At 72.8% G+C, this 15,247-nt stretch carries 16 protein-coding genes; 5 read left to right on the forward strand and 11 right to left on the reverse strand.

The features are described 5' to 3' along the window. Positions 1-244: 244 nt before the first annotated feature. The 3 genes from PKA89_RS19550 to nrdR all read right to left on the reverse strand — a co-directional run bounded on the left by PKA89_RS19550 (position 245) and on the right by nrdR (position 4,667). The gene (locus tag PKA89_RS19550) at positions 245-625 is read right to left on the reverse strand and encodes a hypothetical protein (RefSeq protein ID WP_324422408.1); all 381 of its coding nucleotides are present in this window, start codon (positions 623-625) and stop codon (positions 245-247) included. Positions 626-1,164: 539 nt separating this feature from the next. Next, entirely contained in the window at positions 1,165-4,116 is a 2,952-nt protein-coding gene (locus PKA89_RS19555; protein ID WP_324422410.1) for a vitamin B12-dependent ribonucleotide reductase, read from the reverse strand. 53 nt (positions 4,117-4,169) lie between these two features. Continuing rightward, a complete protein-coding gene (gene nrdR, locus PKA89_RS19560) occupies positions 4,170-4,667 on the reverse strand; it encodes a transcriptional regulator NrdR (RefSeq protein WP_324422412.1) in 498 nt (165 codons plus the stop codon). A gap of 517 nt (positions 4,668-5,184) precedes the next feature. On the opposite strand from nrdR, the gene PKA89_RS19565 reads away from it, so the two are divergent. Then, complete coding sequence (locus tag PKA89_RS19565; protein WP_324422414.1) at positions 5,185-5,817, forward strand: hypothetical protein; 633 nt, start codon at positions 5,185-5,187, stop codon at positions 5,815-5,817. A gap of 13 nt (positions 5,818-5,830) precedes the next feature. On the opposite strand, the gene PKA89_RS19570 is transcribed toward PKA89_RS19565, so the two are convergent. Next, positions 5,831-6,016, reverse strand: a complete 186-nt coding sequence (locus PKA89_RS19570; RefSeq protein WP_324422416.1) for a hypothetical protein — start codon at positions 6,014-6,016, stop codon at positions 5,831-5,833. Between the two features lie 235 nt (positions 6,017-6,251). On the opposite strand from PKA89_RS19570, the gene PKA89_RS19575 reads away from it, so the two are divergent. Beyond that, positions 6,252-6,425 carry a hypothetical protein gene (locus PKA89_RS19575; RefSeq protein WP_324422418.1) on the forward strand — a complete coding sequence of 58 codons (174 nt, stop codon included), beginning with the start codon at positions 6,252-6,254 and terminating at the stop codon, positions 6,423-6,425. Between the two features lie 78 nt (positions 6,426-6,503). On the opposite strand, the gene PKA89_RS19580 is transcribed toward PKA89_RS19575, so the two are convergent. From PKA89_RS19580 to PKA89_RS19595, 4 genes are read right to left on the reverse strand one after another with little or no spacing between them, the layout of a single operon-like run. Then, complete coding sequence (locus PKA89_RS19580; protein WP_324422420.1) at positions 6,504-7,355, reverse strand: helical backbone metal receptor; 852 nt, start codon at positions 7,353-7,355, stop codon at positions 6,504-6,506. Positions 7,356-7,376: 21 nt separating this feature from the next. After that, entirely contained in the window at positions 7,377-8,948 is a 1,572-nt protein-coding gene (locus PKA89_RS19585; protein WP_324422422.1) for a hypothetical protein, read from the reverse strand. After that, positions 8,945-9,889: an ABC transporter ATP-binding protein gene (locus tag PKA89_RS19590; protein WP_324422424.1), complete on the reverse strand. Its 945-nt coding sequence runs from the start codon at positions 9,887-9,889 to the stop codon at positions 8,945-8,947. Before PKA89_RS19590 ends, PKA89_RS19585 begins: the two co-directional genes overlap by 4 nt. Next, positions 9,886-10,572, reverse strand: a complete 687-nt coding sequence (locus PKA89_RS19595; RefSeq protein WP_324422426.1) for a helix-turn-helix domain-containing protein — start codon at positions 10,570-10,572, stop codon at positions 9,886-9,888. The genes PKA89_RS19590 and PKA89_RS19595 overlap by 4 nt, the downstream gene beginning before the upstream one ends. 121 nt (positions 10,573-10,693) lie before the next feature. Here PKA89_RS19595 and PKA89_RS19600 point away from each other — a divergent pair, with 121 nt between their 5' ends. Then, entirely contained in the window at positions 10,694-11,281 is a 588-nt protein-coding gene (locus PKA89_RS19600) for a GNAT family N-acetyltransferase (protein ID WP_324422428.1), read from the forward strand. 61 nt (positions 11,282-11,342) lie between these two features. Here PKA89_RS19600 and PKA89_RS19605 read toward each other — a convergent pair whose 3' ends face one another. After that, positions 11,343-12,002 (reverse strand): hypothetical protein, encoded by a 660-nt coding sequence (locus tag PKA89_RS19605; protein ID WP_324422430.1) that lies wholly within the window; start codon positions 12,000-12,002, stop codon positions 11,343-11,345. 963 nt (positions 12,003-12,965) lie between these two features. Further along, positions 12,966-13,358 (reverse strand): LysM peptidoglycan-binding domain-containing protein, encoded by a 393-nt coding sequence (locus PKA89_RS19610; RefSeq protein WP_324422431.1) that lies wholly within the window; start codon positions 13,356-13,358, stop codon positions 12,966-12,968. A 250-nt stretch (positions 13,359-13,608) separates the two neighbouring features. Here PKA89_RS19610 and lexA point away from each other — a divergent pair, with 250 nt between their 5' ends. Beyond that, the gene (gene lexA / locus PKA89_RS19615; protein WP_324422432.1) at positions 13,609-14,322 is read left to right on the forward strand and encodes a transcriptional repressor LexA; all 714 of its coding nucleotides are present in this window, start codon (positions 13,609-13,611) and stop codon (positions 14,320-14,322) included. A gap of 73 nt (positions 14,323-14,395) precedes the next feature. Here the strand turns inward: lexA and PKA89_RS19620 are convergent, their stop codons facing one another. Beyond that, entirely contained in the window at positions 14,396-14,857 is a 462-nt protein-coding gene (locus PKA89_RS19620; RefSeq protein WP_324422433.1) for a hypothetical protein, read from the reverse strand. 163 nt (positions 14,858-15,020) lie between these two features. Here PKA89_RS19620 and PKA89_RS19625 point away from each other — a divergent pair. Beyond that, the coding region (locus PKA89_RS19625) for a hypothetical protein (RefSeq protein ID WP_324422434.1) at positions 15,021-15,247 on the forward strand (227 nt) is incomplete at its 3' end.

The following is a 15,247-nucleotide window of genomic DNA, read 5'->3' on the forward strand; positions in this document are numbered from 1 at the left end:
GGGACCTCCCGGCCCCACAGATCAGGTGTCAACCGAACCTTCAGCAGTCCCATCCGGCCCCGACCGGTTCGCCCTCTCGGACGACCTCAGATTTGCCCTCATGGAGTCGACCGACAACGACTGGCGCACCCCTACGCGCCCGCCCAAGCAGCGGTGAACCACGCCGGGCCGATGCCAACTCTCGCTGCGTAAAGTTGTGTAACTCAGACCCGTAAATAGCTATCGGGCCTGACGGCGCACTCGCCTACCCCAACGAAGCAGGCACAACTCCGGCCTTCAGCGAGTCCACGAACTGCGCCGCACGCGCGTTCACGGCGTGCTCGGTCGGGAACTCCTCGCTGACCAACCGGTGGTGCCTTCCGTTGTACCAGCGGTTCCTCTGCCAGTAGACCCGTGCTGCAAGGGTGCGCGTCTTGCGGGAGACCTTCCACATGACGAAGAGGCCAACAATGCCCAACACCAACCCGTCCGAGCACCAACTGACCACCCAATCAGGGGTTCGGCTCGGCACGACGGTCACCTTGTACCGTCGATCAGCGACCGTGATCCAGTCGCTATCCACCCAAGGCTCCGCGCCAAAGTCGTCAGTGCCGACTACGGTCCCACGCGCCGACATGCGCTCCACCCTTCCGTTCGTCATCAACGAAACAGATCGTCACAGATCATCTCGGCAACGGCGCGCGATTGAGGCAGCCCGGCGAGCAGACCGCCTTCGTGTTCCCCCACCCTCTGCCAGACCTTGCTCGCCATCACCGGCACATGCGAAGCACATCGACACCTACACCCGGGCAGACAAGTCCTCGCCACACGTCAGCACTCACTTCGCCCGGGACACCCCGGACGGGCCGTTGGGCGGCTTGACCACCTGACGAGGTGGCGGCGTCTCACCCTTCCTCCTCACCTTCATGCGCTCGGTGGCAGGACGACCTGAGTAGCCTCCACCTGCCGGTGGCAGCCATCGCGACATGACAACCTCCACATCCCAACTAGTCGACACGGTACCCACGAACGCCGAGGGGCGGACCGCTTCCGCGATCCGCCCCTCGGCGTTGCACTCAGGTATCCGCTCAGTCACTGACATTCTCGTGCGACAGAACTGACACCTTCGTGCGATTCCACTGACATTTCAGTGCGAATCCACTGACATCCCAGTGAGATTCGACATCAGCTGCAGCCGCTGGTGGAGCCGCAGCCCTCGCAGACGTAGCAGGAGCCGGCGGGGCGCATCTTGGTCCCGCAGGTCATGCACATCGGGGCGTCGGCGGCCTTGGAGTTGCCGAACGCCGCGAGAAGGTCGGCCGAGCTGTGGATCTCCGAGGAGACCTCACGAGCCGAGGCCGCGCCGGAGCCGGACGCCGTCGTCGCCGCGGACTGGGCGTCGGCGGACGCCGACTCCGCAGCCGCCGGAGCAGAGGCCGCCGGCTCCTCGTGCTTCTTCGACGAGGCGCCGATGCCGACCGAGAGGGACTCGATCTCCTCGGCGAGCTCCTCGTCCGACTCGGAGTCCACCGGGGCGTACGAGCCGGTCTCGAGCTGGCGCGCCCGCTCCTCGGCCGTGTGGATGCCCATGTAGGACCGGGTGTCGAAGTCGAGGTGGTCCAGGGCCAGCCGGCGGAACACGTAGTCCATGAGCGACTGCGCCATCCGCACGTCCGGGTCGTCGGTCATGCCGGCCGGCTCGAAGCGCATGTTCGTGAACTTCTCGACGAACGTCTCGAGCGGCACGCCGTACTGCAGCGCGACCGAGGTGACGATCGAGAAGGCGTCCATGACGCCGGCGAGCGTGGAGCCCTGCTTGCCGAACTTGAGGAACACCTCGCCGAGGCGGCCGTCGTCGTAGGTGCCGGCGGTGAGGTAGCCCTCGGCGCCACCCACGGCGAACGACGTCGTCTGCGACGTGCGGCGCTTCGGGAGCCGCTCGCGGGTCGGGCGGTAGACGACCTTCTCGACGACCTCGGCCGTCGCGGCCTTGACCGCGTCCGCGGCCTTGTCCTTCGCCGTCGAGCCGCCGTCGGAGAGCGGCTGGCCGACCTTGCAGTTGTCGCGGTACACGGCCAGCGCCTTGAGGCCGAGCTTCCAGCCCTGGACGTAGACCTCCTCGATCTCCTCGACGGTCGCCGTCTCCGGCAGGTTGACCGTCTTGCTGATCGCGCCGGAGAGGAACGGCTGCGTCGCCGCCATCATCCGGACGTGGCCCATCGGGGAGATGGCCCGCGCACCCATCGCGGTGTCGAACACCTCATAGTGCTCCGGCTTCAGGCCCGGCGCGTCGATGACGTGGCCCTTGTCGGCGATGTACTCGACGATCGCCTCGACCGTCTCCTCCGGGTAGCCGAGCTTGCGCAGCGCCCGCGGGATCGTGAGGTTGACGATCTGCATCGAGCCGCCACCGACGAGCTTCTTGAACTTCACGAGCGAGAAGTCGGGCTCGATGCCGGTGGTGTCGCAGTCCATCATGAAGCCGATGGTCCCGGTGGGGGCGAGCACCGACGCCTGCGCGTTGCGGTAGCCGTTCTTCTCACCGAGCTTGACGACGTCGTCCCAGGCCTTCGTGGCGACCCGGTGGATGTCCTTGTCCATCGTGCCGAGCGTGCGCACGGCGTCGTTGGCGGCGGCGTGCTTGCGCATGACCCGCTTGTGGGCGTCGGCGTTGCGGGCGTACCCGGCGTACGGGCCGACGACCGCGGCCATCTCGGCGGAGCGCTTGTAGGCGGCACCGGTGAGCAGCGAGGTGATCGTCGCAGCGAGCGCGCGGCCACCCTCGGAGTCGTAGCCGTGGCCGGTGGCCATGAGCAGCGCGCCGAGGTTGGCGTAGCCGATGCCGAGCTGGCGGTAGTCGCGGGTGGTCTTGCCGATCGGCTCGGTCGGGAAGTCGGCGAAGCAGATCGAGATGTCCATCGCGGTGATGACGAGCTCGACGACCTTCTGGAAGGTGACGGCGTCGAAGGTGTCGTCGTCCTTGAGGAACTTCAGGAGGTTGAGGCTGGCCAGGTTGCACGAGGAGTTGTCGAGCGACATGTACTCCGAGCACGGGTTGGACGCGGTGATGCGGCCGGTCTCGGGGTTGGTGTGCCAGTCGTTGATCGTGTCGTCGTACTGGATGCCCGGGTCGGCGCACTCCCACGCGGCCTTGGCGATCTTGCCCATCAGCTCGCGGGCGTCGATGGTCTCGATGACCGAGCCGTCCTTGCGCGAGGTGAGCCCGAACTCGGTGCCCTCCTCGACCGCGCGCATGAAGGTGTCGGTGACGCGGACGCTGTTGTTCGCGTTCTGGTACTGGACCGAGGTGATGTCCTTGCCGCCGAGGTCCATGTCGAAGCCGGCGTCGCGCAGCGCGCGGATCTTGTCCTCCTCGCGCGCCTTGGTCTCGACGAATTCGACGATGTCCGGGTGGTCGACGTCGAGGACGACCATCTTCGCCGCGCGGCGGGTGGCGCCACCGGACTTGATGGTGCCCGCGGACGCATCCGCACCACGCATGAACGAGACCGGGCCGGAGGCGGTGCCGCCGGAGGAGAGGAGCTCCTTGGACGAGCGGATGCGCGAGAGGTTGAGGCCCGCGCCCGAGCCGCCCTTGAAGATGAAGCCCTCCTCCTTGTACCAGTTGAGGATGGAGTCCATCGAGTCGTCGACGGAGAGGATGAAGCAGGCGCTGACCTGCTGCGGGCTCTTGGTGCCGACGTTGAACCAGACCGGCGAGTTGAAGCTGAACACCTGGTGCAGCAGGGCGTACGTCAGCTCGTGCTCGAAGATCTCGGCGTCCTCGGCGTTCGAGAAGTAGTCGAAGTCCTTGCCGGCCTTGACGTAGGTGAGGACGACGCGGTCGATGAGCTGCTTGAGCCCGGTCTCGCGCTCGGGCGTGCCCACCGCGCCGCGGAAGTACTTCGTCGTGACGATGGTGGAGGCGTTGACGCTCCAGAAGTCGGGGAACTCGACGCCCCGCTGCTCGAAGATCGTCTCGCCGGTCTTCCAGTTCTGCTGGACGACGTCGCGCTTCTCCCAGGTCACCTCGTCGTAGGGGTGGACGCCCGGGGTGGTGTAGATCCGTTCGATCTTCACCCCCTTGGCGCGCGGGGACTTGCGGGCACCTGCACGTGCTCCGGCGGTCTCGGTCATGCGTATCCCTTCCTTCTGCCCCCTCTGAGGGCGGTGGTGACCTGGTGTCTGTTCTACTGCTGGGGTCCGACAGGCGTGGTGGCCTGCGGTTCCTGCGCGGTCGCCTCGCGTTCGGCGCGCAGGAGGGTGATGGCCGACTCGAAGTCCTCGAGGGAGTCGAAGGCCTGGTAGACGCTCGCGAAGCGCAGGTACGCGACCTCGTCGAGCTCGCGCAGCGGCTCGAGGACGGCGAGGCCGACCTCGTGGGCGTCGATCTCGGCGGAGCCGGCGCTGCGGATGGACTCCTCGACCTTCTGGGCGAGGATGGCGAGGTCGTCCTCGGTGACCGGGCGGCCCTGGCAGGCCTTGCGGACGCCGACGAGGACCTTGGCGCGGCTGAACGGCTCGGTGGCGCCGGAGCGCTTGACGACGCTCAGGCTCGCGGTCTCGACGGTGGTGAACCGGCGGCCGCACTCCGGGCACTGGCGGCGGCGGCGGATGGCCGCGCCGTCGTCGGTCGTGCGGGAGTCCATGACCCGGGAGTCGGTGTGCCGGCAGAACGGGCAGTGCATGGTCCTCGGCCCCCTCTCCTGTGGACGAACTGGTGGACTCTCGTGTGAACAACCTGTGGATGACCCTGATTTCGTGTGCACAAGATGTGGACGAACTACAGCGGTGTAACCACTAGATGTTGTGCTCATCATGCATCGTGTGTGACCTGCGACGCAAGAAGGCGGGGGTAAAGATCGTCCGTTCGGCTGTTTGCGCAGGTCAGAGCGGGTGCGGGGTGGGTCGGGGTGGCGCGGCTCGGCGTGTCGGAACACCATCCGTGGGGCTGGTGTGACGGGTGTGGCACCAGATCTGGGGGTCGCGAGGCTGGGGCCGGACCGGCCCGGGCGCGGGTCGCCCACCAGATGTGGTGGTGCCCCGGACTCCGTGCCCGACGCAAGGGATTCCTTGCCCGGCGCAAGGGATCGCGTGCCCCGCGCACGGGATCGCTCACGAATGCGAGCGATCGCCCGCGCGCGGGTGCCGTCGTCGGGGATGCTGTGCTGGGCCGCGAGGGGTGCGGCCGGGAGGGAACCCACGATGACGACGACCCAGCCCGTGCGGGGCGGCCTCGTGGCCACCCTGGCCGGACCGCTCGAGCGCCGCGCCCAGGCCGGGCCGACGAGCGCGGCAACGCAGATCGAGGCGCTGCTCGGCGGGACGCCGACCTACGTCGACGACGCGCAGGAGCTGCGGATGGGACGGATGGCGGCCGCGGCCGGCATCCTCGCCGTCGCCGTCGGCCTCGCCGCCGGGCTCGTCGCCCTGGCCGGGCTGTCCCCAGCCGCCGGCGCGGTCCTCCGGGGCGGCCTCGGGCTCGGCGTCGTCCTCGTCGCCTTCGGGTTCCTCGCGATGCGCTCCACCACCGCACCCGCCTTCTCGGTCGGCCCCCTCGGGGTCGTGCTCGGCTCGCTCGAGGGCGGCGCGTTCGTCACCGAGGTCGTGCCGTGGGGCGAGGTGGCCGCGGTCGTCGTCCTCGGGCCGACCGGCCCCGGCCAGACCGGGGGCCGGCTCGGGGTGCGCCTCACCATGCCCCGGGGCACGTCGTCCTCGCCGTACCTCCTGCGCGACACCCGGCAGCTCCGGCCCGGTGAGCAGCTCGCCGTGCGCGAGGCCGTGGCCCGGGTCTCCCCCGCCACGCCGGTCGAGCTGCGGCCCGGCACCCCCACCTGACGCCCGGCCCGGTTCACTCCCCCGGGCTGGCGTTCTGGTGGACCAGGGCGGCGGTGACCATCCAGTGCCAGTCGACGTGACCGGACCCGCCGCGGGCGCCGGCGCCGCACGCACACTCCCAGTGCCACCGTCCGAGCGCGTCACAGCTGACGGCCGGGTGGTGGGTACGGCGGGCGGTCCGCCGGCGGATGGTCCTCATGCGACCAAGGAGGACGCCCTCCCACCTGCTGATACCGAAGCCGCCGTCGTCGCCCTCGCCCACCCGGCAGCAATTTCCACGCCCGCTGAGCACGACGGCAGCATCATCCGTTCGGCCAGTCGTCGCCGCCGTTCACCCGGGGCCGACGGAATCCGTAGCGTCTTTACCCGCTCTTGGTGTCATCGTGGAGAACGTCATACCGACGCAGGGACAACGCATGAGGGAGGACTGCGTGATGGGTTACACCATGGAAGGCCCGCTGGGCCGCTTCACCGAGTGCGCGGCGTCGCGCCGGGACGGGGAGACCACCCCGTCGCCGTTGCTCGACCTCCTCATGGCCGGGGTCAGCGCCCTCGGCCGACGGGGCACCGCGCCGCACCGCGAGGACCTGCACCGGCACCACGACTGATTCCGCGGGGTCGGCACCGACCGACCCGGGGACACCGACCACGGCCCCGTCGAGCTGAGCCGGCCCGACGGGGCCGCGTCACGCCCGGGGATGGAGGAGGGCGGCGAGCTCCTCGACGCCATCGACAAGCCGCGGTCCCGGACGGGCCCACTCGCCGTCGGCGTCGACGGCGTGGACCACGACCCCGGGCGGCAGCGACCCCGCCGCCACGAGCGCGTCGGCCTGGGCCTGCGCCCCGGCGCGGTCGTACCCGCAGGGGGCGACGACCACCACGTCCGGACGGGCCGCCGCGACGTCGGCGAAGGTCACGGCGTGCGAGCGCTCCCCCGCCCGGCCGAGGACGCACTCGCCGCCGGCGTGCTCGACCATCTCGGGGATCCAGTGCCCCGGAGCGAACGGCGGGTCGGTCCACTCGAGGACGACGACCCGCGGCCGTGGACGGCCGGCCCCCCGGGCGGCCACGGCGGCCAGCCGGGCCCGGAGCGACTCCACCAGCGCGGATGCCTCGCCGGCGCGCCCCACGGCCGACCCGATCGCCCGGATGGACCCGAGCACGTCCTCGAGCGTGCGCGGGTCGACCGTGAGCACCTGCGCCCGGCAGCCGAGGTGCTCGAGCGCGGCATCGACCGTGGACACGTCGAGGGCGCACACGGCGCACAGGTCCTGGGTGACGACGAGGTCGGCGTCGAGCCCGGCGAGTGCCCCGGCGTCGAGGCGGTAGAGGTCCTCGCCACGGGCCACGGCCGCCCGGACCGCGGCGTCGATCTCCGCCGGAGCCAGCCCCTCGGGCAGCGCCGAGGTCGACACCACCGGCCGGAACCGCGCCTCCGCCGGGTGGTCGCACTCGAAGGTCACGCCGACGACGTCGTCGCCGGCGCCCACCGCGAAGAGGATCTCGGTGGCCGACGGGACGAGGCTGACGACACGCACGTCGCCGACCCTACGGCCGGCTCAGCCGGTGGGGACGGTGCGCCGCCGGAACCCGACGGTCCCGGCCACGAGCAGCACCGCCGCGACGGCTACCAGCCCGGCGACGCCGCCGAGGGCCACCGGGCCGACCGGCGGGTCGCCGACGTGGGTGGTCGGCGACAGGTCGAGCAGCCAGCCGGGCATCCGCAGCCCCGCCCCGAGGAAGCCGACGAAGGCGACGAGGCCGACCACCGCCCAGGCCGCCGGCAGGGCGCGCGGGAGCATCCCCAGCAGCGCGACGGCGACCCCGCCGACGACGAGCGCCGCGGGCACGTACGCGAGCCCGCCGCGGACCACCGGCCAGACGGCCCCGGAGTCGCCGGTCGACCACGCGGTCGCCAGCGCGAGGACGAGGGAGGAGCCGCCGAGCAGCACGACGAGCCCCGCCGCGACGACGCCGAGGTGCGCCCCGAGCCAGCGCACCCGGCCGACCGTGCCGGCGAGCTGCGGCTCGAGGCGGCCGTCGGTCTCCTCGCGGCGCAGCGTGCCGAGCGACTGCACGACATACCCCGTGGCGAGGACGGCGAGGTAGAGCAGGACGACCGAGAGGAACCCGTCGGCCGGGCGGTCGCCGGGCGCGAGGAGCCGCGCGACGTCGGGGTTGCCGCGGATGGCGGCGACGACGTCGTTGGCCAGCGCGCCCATGACGCCGGCGAGCGCCACCGCGCCGGCCAGCCAGCCGAGGAACGCCGAGCGGTGCAGCGAGAGGGCCAGCCCGACCGGGTGGCGCAGCCGGGCCGAGGCCCGCGCCGGGCCGGGCCCGCCGCGCAGGAGGGCCGCGCCGAGGTCGCGCCGGCCGGCGACGAGGACCGCCGCGCCGGCGAGCGCGGCCGAGACACCGAGTGGCACGGCGAGGACCCACCACCGGGGCTCGCCGAACGGGGCCGACCGCTCGACCCAGGTGAGCGGGGACAGCCACGCGAGCCACCATCCGCGCACGTCGCCGACTCCCCGCAGGACGTACGCCACCGCCAGCACCCCGAGCGAGACGGCCCACACCGTGCGCGCGTGGAGGACCAGCTGGGCGAGCAGCCCTGCGAGGCAGGCGAACACGAGCGCCAGCGCTCCGAGGGACGCCGCGTAGAGGCTCGCCCGGCCCGCCGGGATGCCGGCGAGCGCCATCCCGGCCGCCGACCCGACGACGACGAGCACCACGGCGCCGACGGCCACCACGAGCGCTGCCGCGACCGGTGCGCGACGGTCGAGGCGCCCTGCGAGCAGCAGCTCGAGCCGGCCGCTCTCCTCCTCGCGGCGGGTCGCGGCGGTGACGAGGGAGACGCCGAGCAGGGGCAGGGCGAGCGCGGCGACGAAGGAGAACTCGTCCTGCACGACCCCACCGAGGGTGCCGATGCCCTCGACCCGGCCGTTGATGGCCACGAGGGCGTCGCCGACCACGGCCTCCGCGTACGAGCGCAGCTTCTCCGGGGTGTCGTAGAGGCTGGCGACCGAGACGGCGGTGCCGACCAGCGACCCGACGACCGCCACCACCCAGACGAGGGCGGCCTTCCAGCGGGTGCGCAGCCGGACCCGGACCAGGACGCCGAGGCCGGTCATCGGCGGGCCCCGGTCGCGACGGTGGGCTCCTCGGCCGGGTCGTCCTCGTAGGTGCGCAGGAAGAGGGTGTCGAGGCTCGGCGGGTGGACGGTGAGCGTGTGGATGCCCGCCGCGTGCAGCCGGCCGACGACCCCGTCGAGGTGCGCCGCGTCGACGGTGAGCCGGACGTCCGTGCGCCCCTCCCCCGTCGGCTCGGTCTCGGCGCCCTCGACGCCGGGAGCGCCCGCCAGCCCGTCCGCGCCGCCGTCGACGACGGCGTGCACGACGGTGCGGGTGTGGCGGCGCAGGTCGGCCAGCGTTCCCGTCGTCACGGTCCGGCCGCGGCGCACGATGCTCACCCGGTCGGCGAGGGCCTCGACCTCACCGAGCACGTGGCTGGACAGCAGCACGGTCGCGCCCTGGGCCCGGCGCTCGCGGACCACGTCCTGGAAGACCTGCTCCATCAGCGGGTCGAGGCCGGAGGTCGGCTCGTCGAGGACGAGGAGGTCGGCGTCGGCGGCGAGGGCGGCCACGAGCGCGACCTTCTGCCGGTTGCCCTTGGAGTAGTCGCGCGCCCGCTTCGTCGGGTCGAGGTCGAACCGCTCGACGAGCGTGTCGCGGCGCCGGTCGTCCAGGCCGCCTCGGATGGCGCCGAGGACGTCGAGGCACTGGCCGCCGGTGAGTCCCGGCCACAGCGAGACGTCCCCGGGGAGGTAGGCGACGCGGGCGTGCAGGCGCGGCGCATCGCGCCACGGGTCGCCGTCGAGCAGCCGGATGCGGCCGGCGTCCGCGCGGACCAGGCCGAGCAGCACGCGGATGGTCGTCGACTTGCCCGCACCGTTGGGCCCGAGGAAGCCGTGCACCTCCCCCGGCCGGACGGCGAGGTCGAGGCCGTCGAGGGCCCGGAAGCCCCCGAACTCCTTGACCAGTCCCTCGATCCGGATGACGTCGTCGGTGCTCACGTCGCGTCTCCTCCCGTGCGGTCGGTGCTGGGGTCGGTGGTCGGGGTAGGGGGCTCCGGCGGCGCGATGAACGCGCCGTGGAGGTAGACGTCGGTGGCCTCGGCGGTCCAGCGCGCCATCCCGCCGGGGGTCAGCGGGTTCTCGCCGAGGACGGCCCCGAGGTGCGGAGCGAGGAGGACGACCGCGAGGTCGCCGGCGAGGAGCAGCGCCGCGCGAGCCTCGCGGTCGCGGCTGGGGCGGGCGACGCCGGCCTCCTCGAGCCGCTCGACCACGCCCAGGGTCAGGGCGTGCCAGCGCCGGACGAGGACCGTGCCCGCCGGGTCACCGGAGAGCAGGAGGCGCCGGAGGTAGAGGACGAGCGGGGAGCCGGCGCGGAACTCGGTCGCGAACGCCTCGGCGAGGGACGCCGGCTCGCCGCCGGAGAGGACGTCGGCCAGGTCACCGCCCTCCAGCTGGGCGAGCATCGCGTCGAAGGCGCCGGCCGCGTACTCGTCGACGGCCGCGCGCAGACCGTCCTTGCTGCCGTAGTGGTGCAGGACGAGGGCCGGTGACACCTCGGCCGCGGCGGCGATGTCACGGACGGTCGCGGCGTCGGGGCCGCGCTCGGCGAAGAGGGCGAGGGCGGCGTCGCGGATCGCGGCCCGGGCGGTGCGGTCCGGATCGGTAGGATCGGCTGAACGCATGTTCAGCATGTTAAACGCTTGTTCAGTCCGTGTCCAGCACGCGGGTCGGCGGCCGCTGGTGGCGGCCGGGCGCCGGACCCGCGTCGGCCCTCGATGTCCGCGGCCCGTGCTTGGCTGAGGCATGGCCGACGTGCAGTGGGAGACCCGCCCCGTCACCCCCGACCGCTTCGACGACTTCGCCGACGTCGTCAACCCGAACCGGCGGGCGACGCACTGCTGGTGCCTGTCGCACCGGCTGCGCCAGCAGGAGATCGAGGAGCTGGGCGAGGGCAGCCGCGAGCGGGCGGCCCGGCGGCTCTGTGAGTGGGACGCCCCGCCGGGGGTGGTCACCTACCGCGACGGCGAGCCGGTCGGCTGGTGCAACATCGGTGCGAGAGAGGACATCCCGCGGCTCGTGCACAGCACGAAGATCCGTCCCGTCGACGACGTGCCGGTGTGGAGCATCATCTGCGTCGTCGTCCGCAGCGGCCACCGCAGGCAGGGCGTCACGACACCGCTGCTCGAGGGCGCCGTGCAGTGGGCTGCCTCGCGCGGGGCGCCGGCGGTCGAGGCGTACCCGGTCGACCCGCGGGGCCGGCGGATGGACCTGACGATGGCCTTCGTCGGGACCCGCTCGATGTTCGAGAAGGTCGGGTTCGAGGTGGTCGGCGAGACCGACGCCGTGGCGAGCAGGATGCCGCGGCTCGTCATGCGACGGATGCTCGGCTGAGCGCGGCCGCTCGGCGTCCCGGCCCGGCCGGGAGGGGATGCCCGGCCGGACCGGCGGGGGCTCAGAGCTCCGGGCCCTTGGCGCGCAGCTTGTCGACCTCGGTCATCGCCTCGCGGAGCTCGCCGAGCCAGGTCTCGGCGTGGTCGCCGACGAGCCGGACACACCAGGCCAGCGCGTCGCTGCGGGAGCGGGCGACGCCGGCGTCGACGAGGGTGTCGAGCACCGAGCGCTCGGGCTGGCGCAGCCGGGTCATGACCGGGACGGCGAGGTGGGTGAAGAGCGTCGTCGTGTCGCCGACCCGGGCGCCCCACGACACGGTGCGGCCGTAGCGGGCCTGGGCCTCGTCGGCGACGGCCATCCGCTGCTCGCGGGTCTCCGCCCGGAAGCGGCTGACCCGGCCCTCGGCCTCCGCGGCGTCGGTCGCCGGATCGAGGCCGGCGAGCGTGCCGACGACCGTGATCTCCTCGCGGTCGACGGTGACCTCGACGTCGTCGAACCAGCCGTCGGGCAGGCGCCCGGTGAACCACTTGGCGGCGTCGTCGGCGTTCGGCAGGTCACCCTGCTGCCAGCCGCCGGGCCGGCCGTGGCCGAACCCGCGGCGGCCACCCGGACCGCCACCGGGGCCGCGGCGGCCACCGGGACCGCGGTGGCCCCACGAGCCGCCGCCACCGCCGCGTGGCGTGGGGTCGCTCGTCGGGTCGGGATCTGGTCGGTGTCGCATGATTGCCTCCTTGCAGTGATTACTTCATTACATCACTGCACAACGCCGAGCGCCACAGCCCTGTTCCCCGGGCACGCAGGAAGGCCGCGGCCGGCGTCCCGGACCCGTCCACGAGGACGGGACGGTCCCTCCCCTCGCGCCCGGTCGGTGGTCACGAGGGGAGGGACCGCTGCGCACCCGGACATGCGGTGCCGCGGCCTCCCTGCAGGCGGCGCCCCCGCCGCCGGCCCCACCGCCGCGGAGCGAGAGCCGGCGGCGGCGGGGAGTGCGACCCGGGGACCCTCTGTGTATCCCCGGGCCGCACGTCTACTCCCCCGGACTGAGGCTCTGGTGGACCAGCGCTGCCGTGAAGGCGCCGTGCCACCCGCCCGAGAGGACGGACCCACGCGCGCCGCAGCCGCACGACCACACCCACCGGCCCTGGCCGCCGCACTGGACGACCGGATGGTGTGTGACGCGATAGCTGCTGCGCCGTCTGGTCCGCATGCGCCGAGTCTCCGCCGCCGCGCGACGGCGCCGGAACCCGCCACGCCGGGTCGGGGCCGCACGGGTCCCCAGATAGGGCAGGTCGGTCGATGCGGAGTCCTCCGTTCGGCCGAGTGTCGGTGACGGATGGGGCGGACGTGACCGCAGCGACGCGCCGCCGACGTCACGCGAGGACCCTGCGGCACAGTCGAACTTGTCGCGCGGCCGCGGCCGACGGCGCCGCCCGAGGACCTTGCGGCACAGGCGAACTTGTCGCCGGGCCGGGGCCGACGGCGCTGCGCGAGGACCCTGCGGCACCGGCGAACCGCTCGCCGCGCCGTCGTGCAGCGCCGTCCCGACGCGCCCTCCCAGGGCACAGCACGGAGGGCGTCGCCTCTCCTGCACGGGAGGCGACGCCCTCCGGCGTCCGGAGCCGGGTCGAGGGACTCGGACGCAAGGGACCGTCGCGGCGGTGCGCGCCGCCGCGCGGTCGGTTCGTCAGCCGCGCGGGATGACGAGCTCCTGACCGGCGCTGACCTGGGCGGTGCTCAGGTCGTTGGCCAGCTGGATGGCGAGGACGCCCTCGCTCATCGAGAGCTGCGGCAGCTCGTGCGCCGCGATCTCGGAGAGGGTCTGGCCGGCGCCGACGAAGACGACGTGGTCGGGCTCGAGGGCCGTGGCGCTGCCCTGGCCGCGCAGGCCGAGCAGCACCGTGACGAGGAGCGCCGCGAGGACGAGGAGGACCAACCGGCCGCGGGCCGTCAGGCGCAGCGCACCGCCACCGGAGACGGCCGCCTCGCCGCCGCCGGGGAGCACGACGAGGTGCGGGCGCCGCGGCGCCGCGGAGTGGGGGTGGCCGAGCTCGGCGGGCTCCCAGGCGATCGCACTCATCATGTCCTCCATCCCGGCCGCGAGGGCGACCGTCGAACCGGTGTTCGATAGAACGTCTGTACGAGTTGTAGCACGGATGTTCGAGGCGGACAAGACACGCGTCGAAAGAATGTTTGAATTCTCTGTTCGACGTCCGTACGATGTCCGCATGCGGATCAGACTGCACGGCACCACCGACACACCGTCTGACCTGCACAAACACCGACATGGCTCCGCGCACCGCGCGGGCGCCGCAGCGTAAGGGGTCGAGATGGCACGTCCGAGGAACGCCGACATCCACGAGATGCCCGACCGCGGCGACGGCGGCGAGCTGACCCACCGCCAGCGCAAGATCCTCGAGGTGATCCGCAACGCCGTCGACCGGCACGGGTACCCCCCGAGCATGCGCGAGATCGGCGAGGCCGTCGGGCTGACCTCCCCCAGCTCGGTCGCCCACCAGCTCTCCGCGCTCGAGCGCAAGGGCTTCCTCCGGCGCGACCCCAACCGGCCGCGCGCCATCGAGGTGGTCTCCCCCGACCGCGCCGGGTCGGGCTACCGCCGCCCCGAGCCGGAGGACATCGACGTCACCGGCATCGGCGACGAGCGCCCCGAGGCCTCGTACGTCCCAGTCCTCGGCCAGATCGCCGCCGGCGTGCCGATCACCGCCGAGGAGGTCGTCGAGGACGTCTTCCCGCTGCCCAAGCAGATCGTCGGCGAGGGCTCGCTCTTCCTCCTCAAGGTCGTCGGCGACTCGATGGTCGACGCCGCCATCTGCGACGGCGACTGGGTCGTCGTCCGGCAGCAGCCGACCGCCGAGAACGGCGACATCGTCGCGGCGATGCTCGACAACGAGGCGACGGTCAAGACCTTCAAGCGGCGGGACGGCCACGTCTGGCTGATGCCGCACAACCCCGCCTTCGAGCCGATCGACGGCGACCACGCGACGATCCTCGGCAAGGTCACGGCCGTCCTCCGCCGCGTCTGACCTCGGGCCGGCGGCGACGCCGACGCGGCACGGGCGCAGGGCCGGCCGGTCCGCCCTGCGCCCGGTCCCGACCTCAGAGCAGGCCCGCGACGAGGACCCCGTGGTGTCCGGCGACGACCCCGTCGCCGAGGTAGAGGGCCAGGTAGCCGAGGACCGCGAGCAACCCGAGCGCCAGGCCGGCGAGCGCGGCGCGCTCCCCCACCTCGCGGGTCCGGCCTGCGTTGCCGAGGACGGCCGCGGCGACTCCGAGCACGAGCGGAACCCCGGACCAGAACGCCGGGAGGGTGAGCAGCACGGCGACGACCCCGACGGCGAGCGACGGACCCCCCGTGCTCTGCCGTCGGAGCAGGCGGGGCACGACCACGCCGAGGACGACGCCAGCCGCGACGACCTGGACAGCGGCCATCGTCAGCAGCTCTCCCCAGCCGTCGGCCCCGAAGGCGGTCCAGAAGACGCTGACGACGAGCGTGGCGACGGTGGTCGCGAGCAGCGGTGGGTGGGCGGTGGATCGGGTGGCAATGGTGGTGGACGACATCGGTCTTCCTCTCATGGTGTGACGGACGTCCGCCACGGTGCGACACCGCCCTCCGCGCTGTCGTCACGACGACGAGCGACCGGTCTGTCGCCCCCGAGGACCATCTCGCGGTCATCCTCCGAGGTGACGCCGGAGGCACGTGTGCCCACTACAGTCGGCGCTCATGGGCACGGCCCGGCTCCGCCAGCACCCGGACCTCGTCATCGCCGTCGCGATCGGGGCCGTGATGGTCGTGGAGGTCCTCACCCGCTCCGACCGGCCGCTGCGGCTCCTGCCGGTCGTCCCGGGGCTCGTGCTCGCCCTCGCCGTGCGCCGCAGGGCCCCCCTCCTCGTCCCGGTCCTCGGCGGGGGCGCGGGGGCTTTTCCCGCTGGCGTCGATCGCTTCCATGA

Origin of the sequence: Phycicoccus sp. (genome assembly GCF_035325325.1) — a bacterium.
Lineage (GTDB): Bacteria > Actinomycetota > Actinomycetes > Actinomycetales > Dermatophilaceae > Phycicoccus.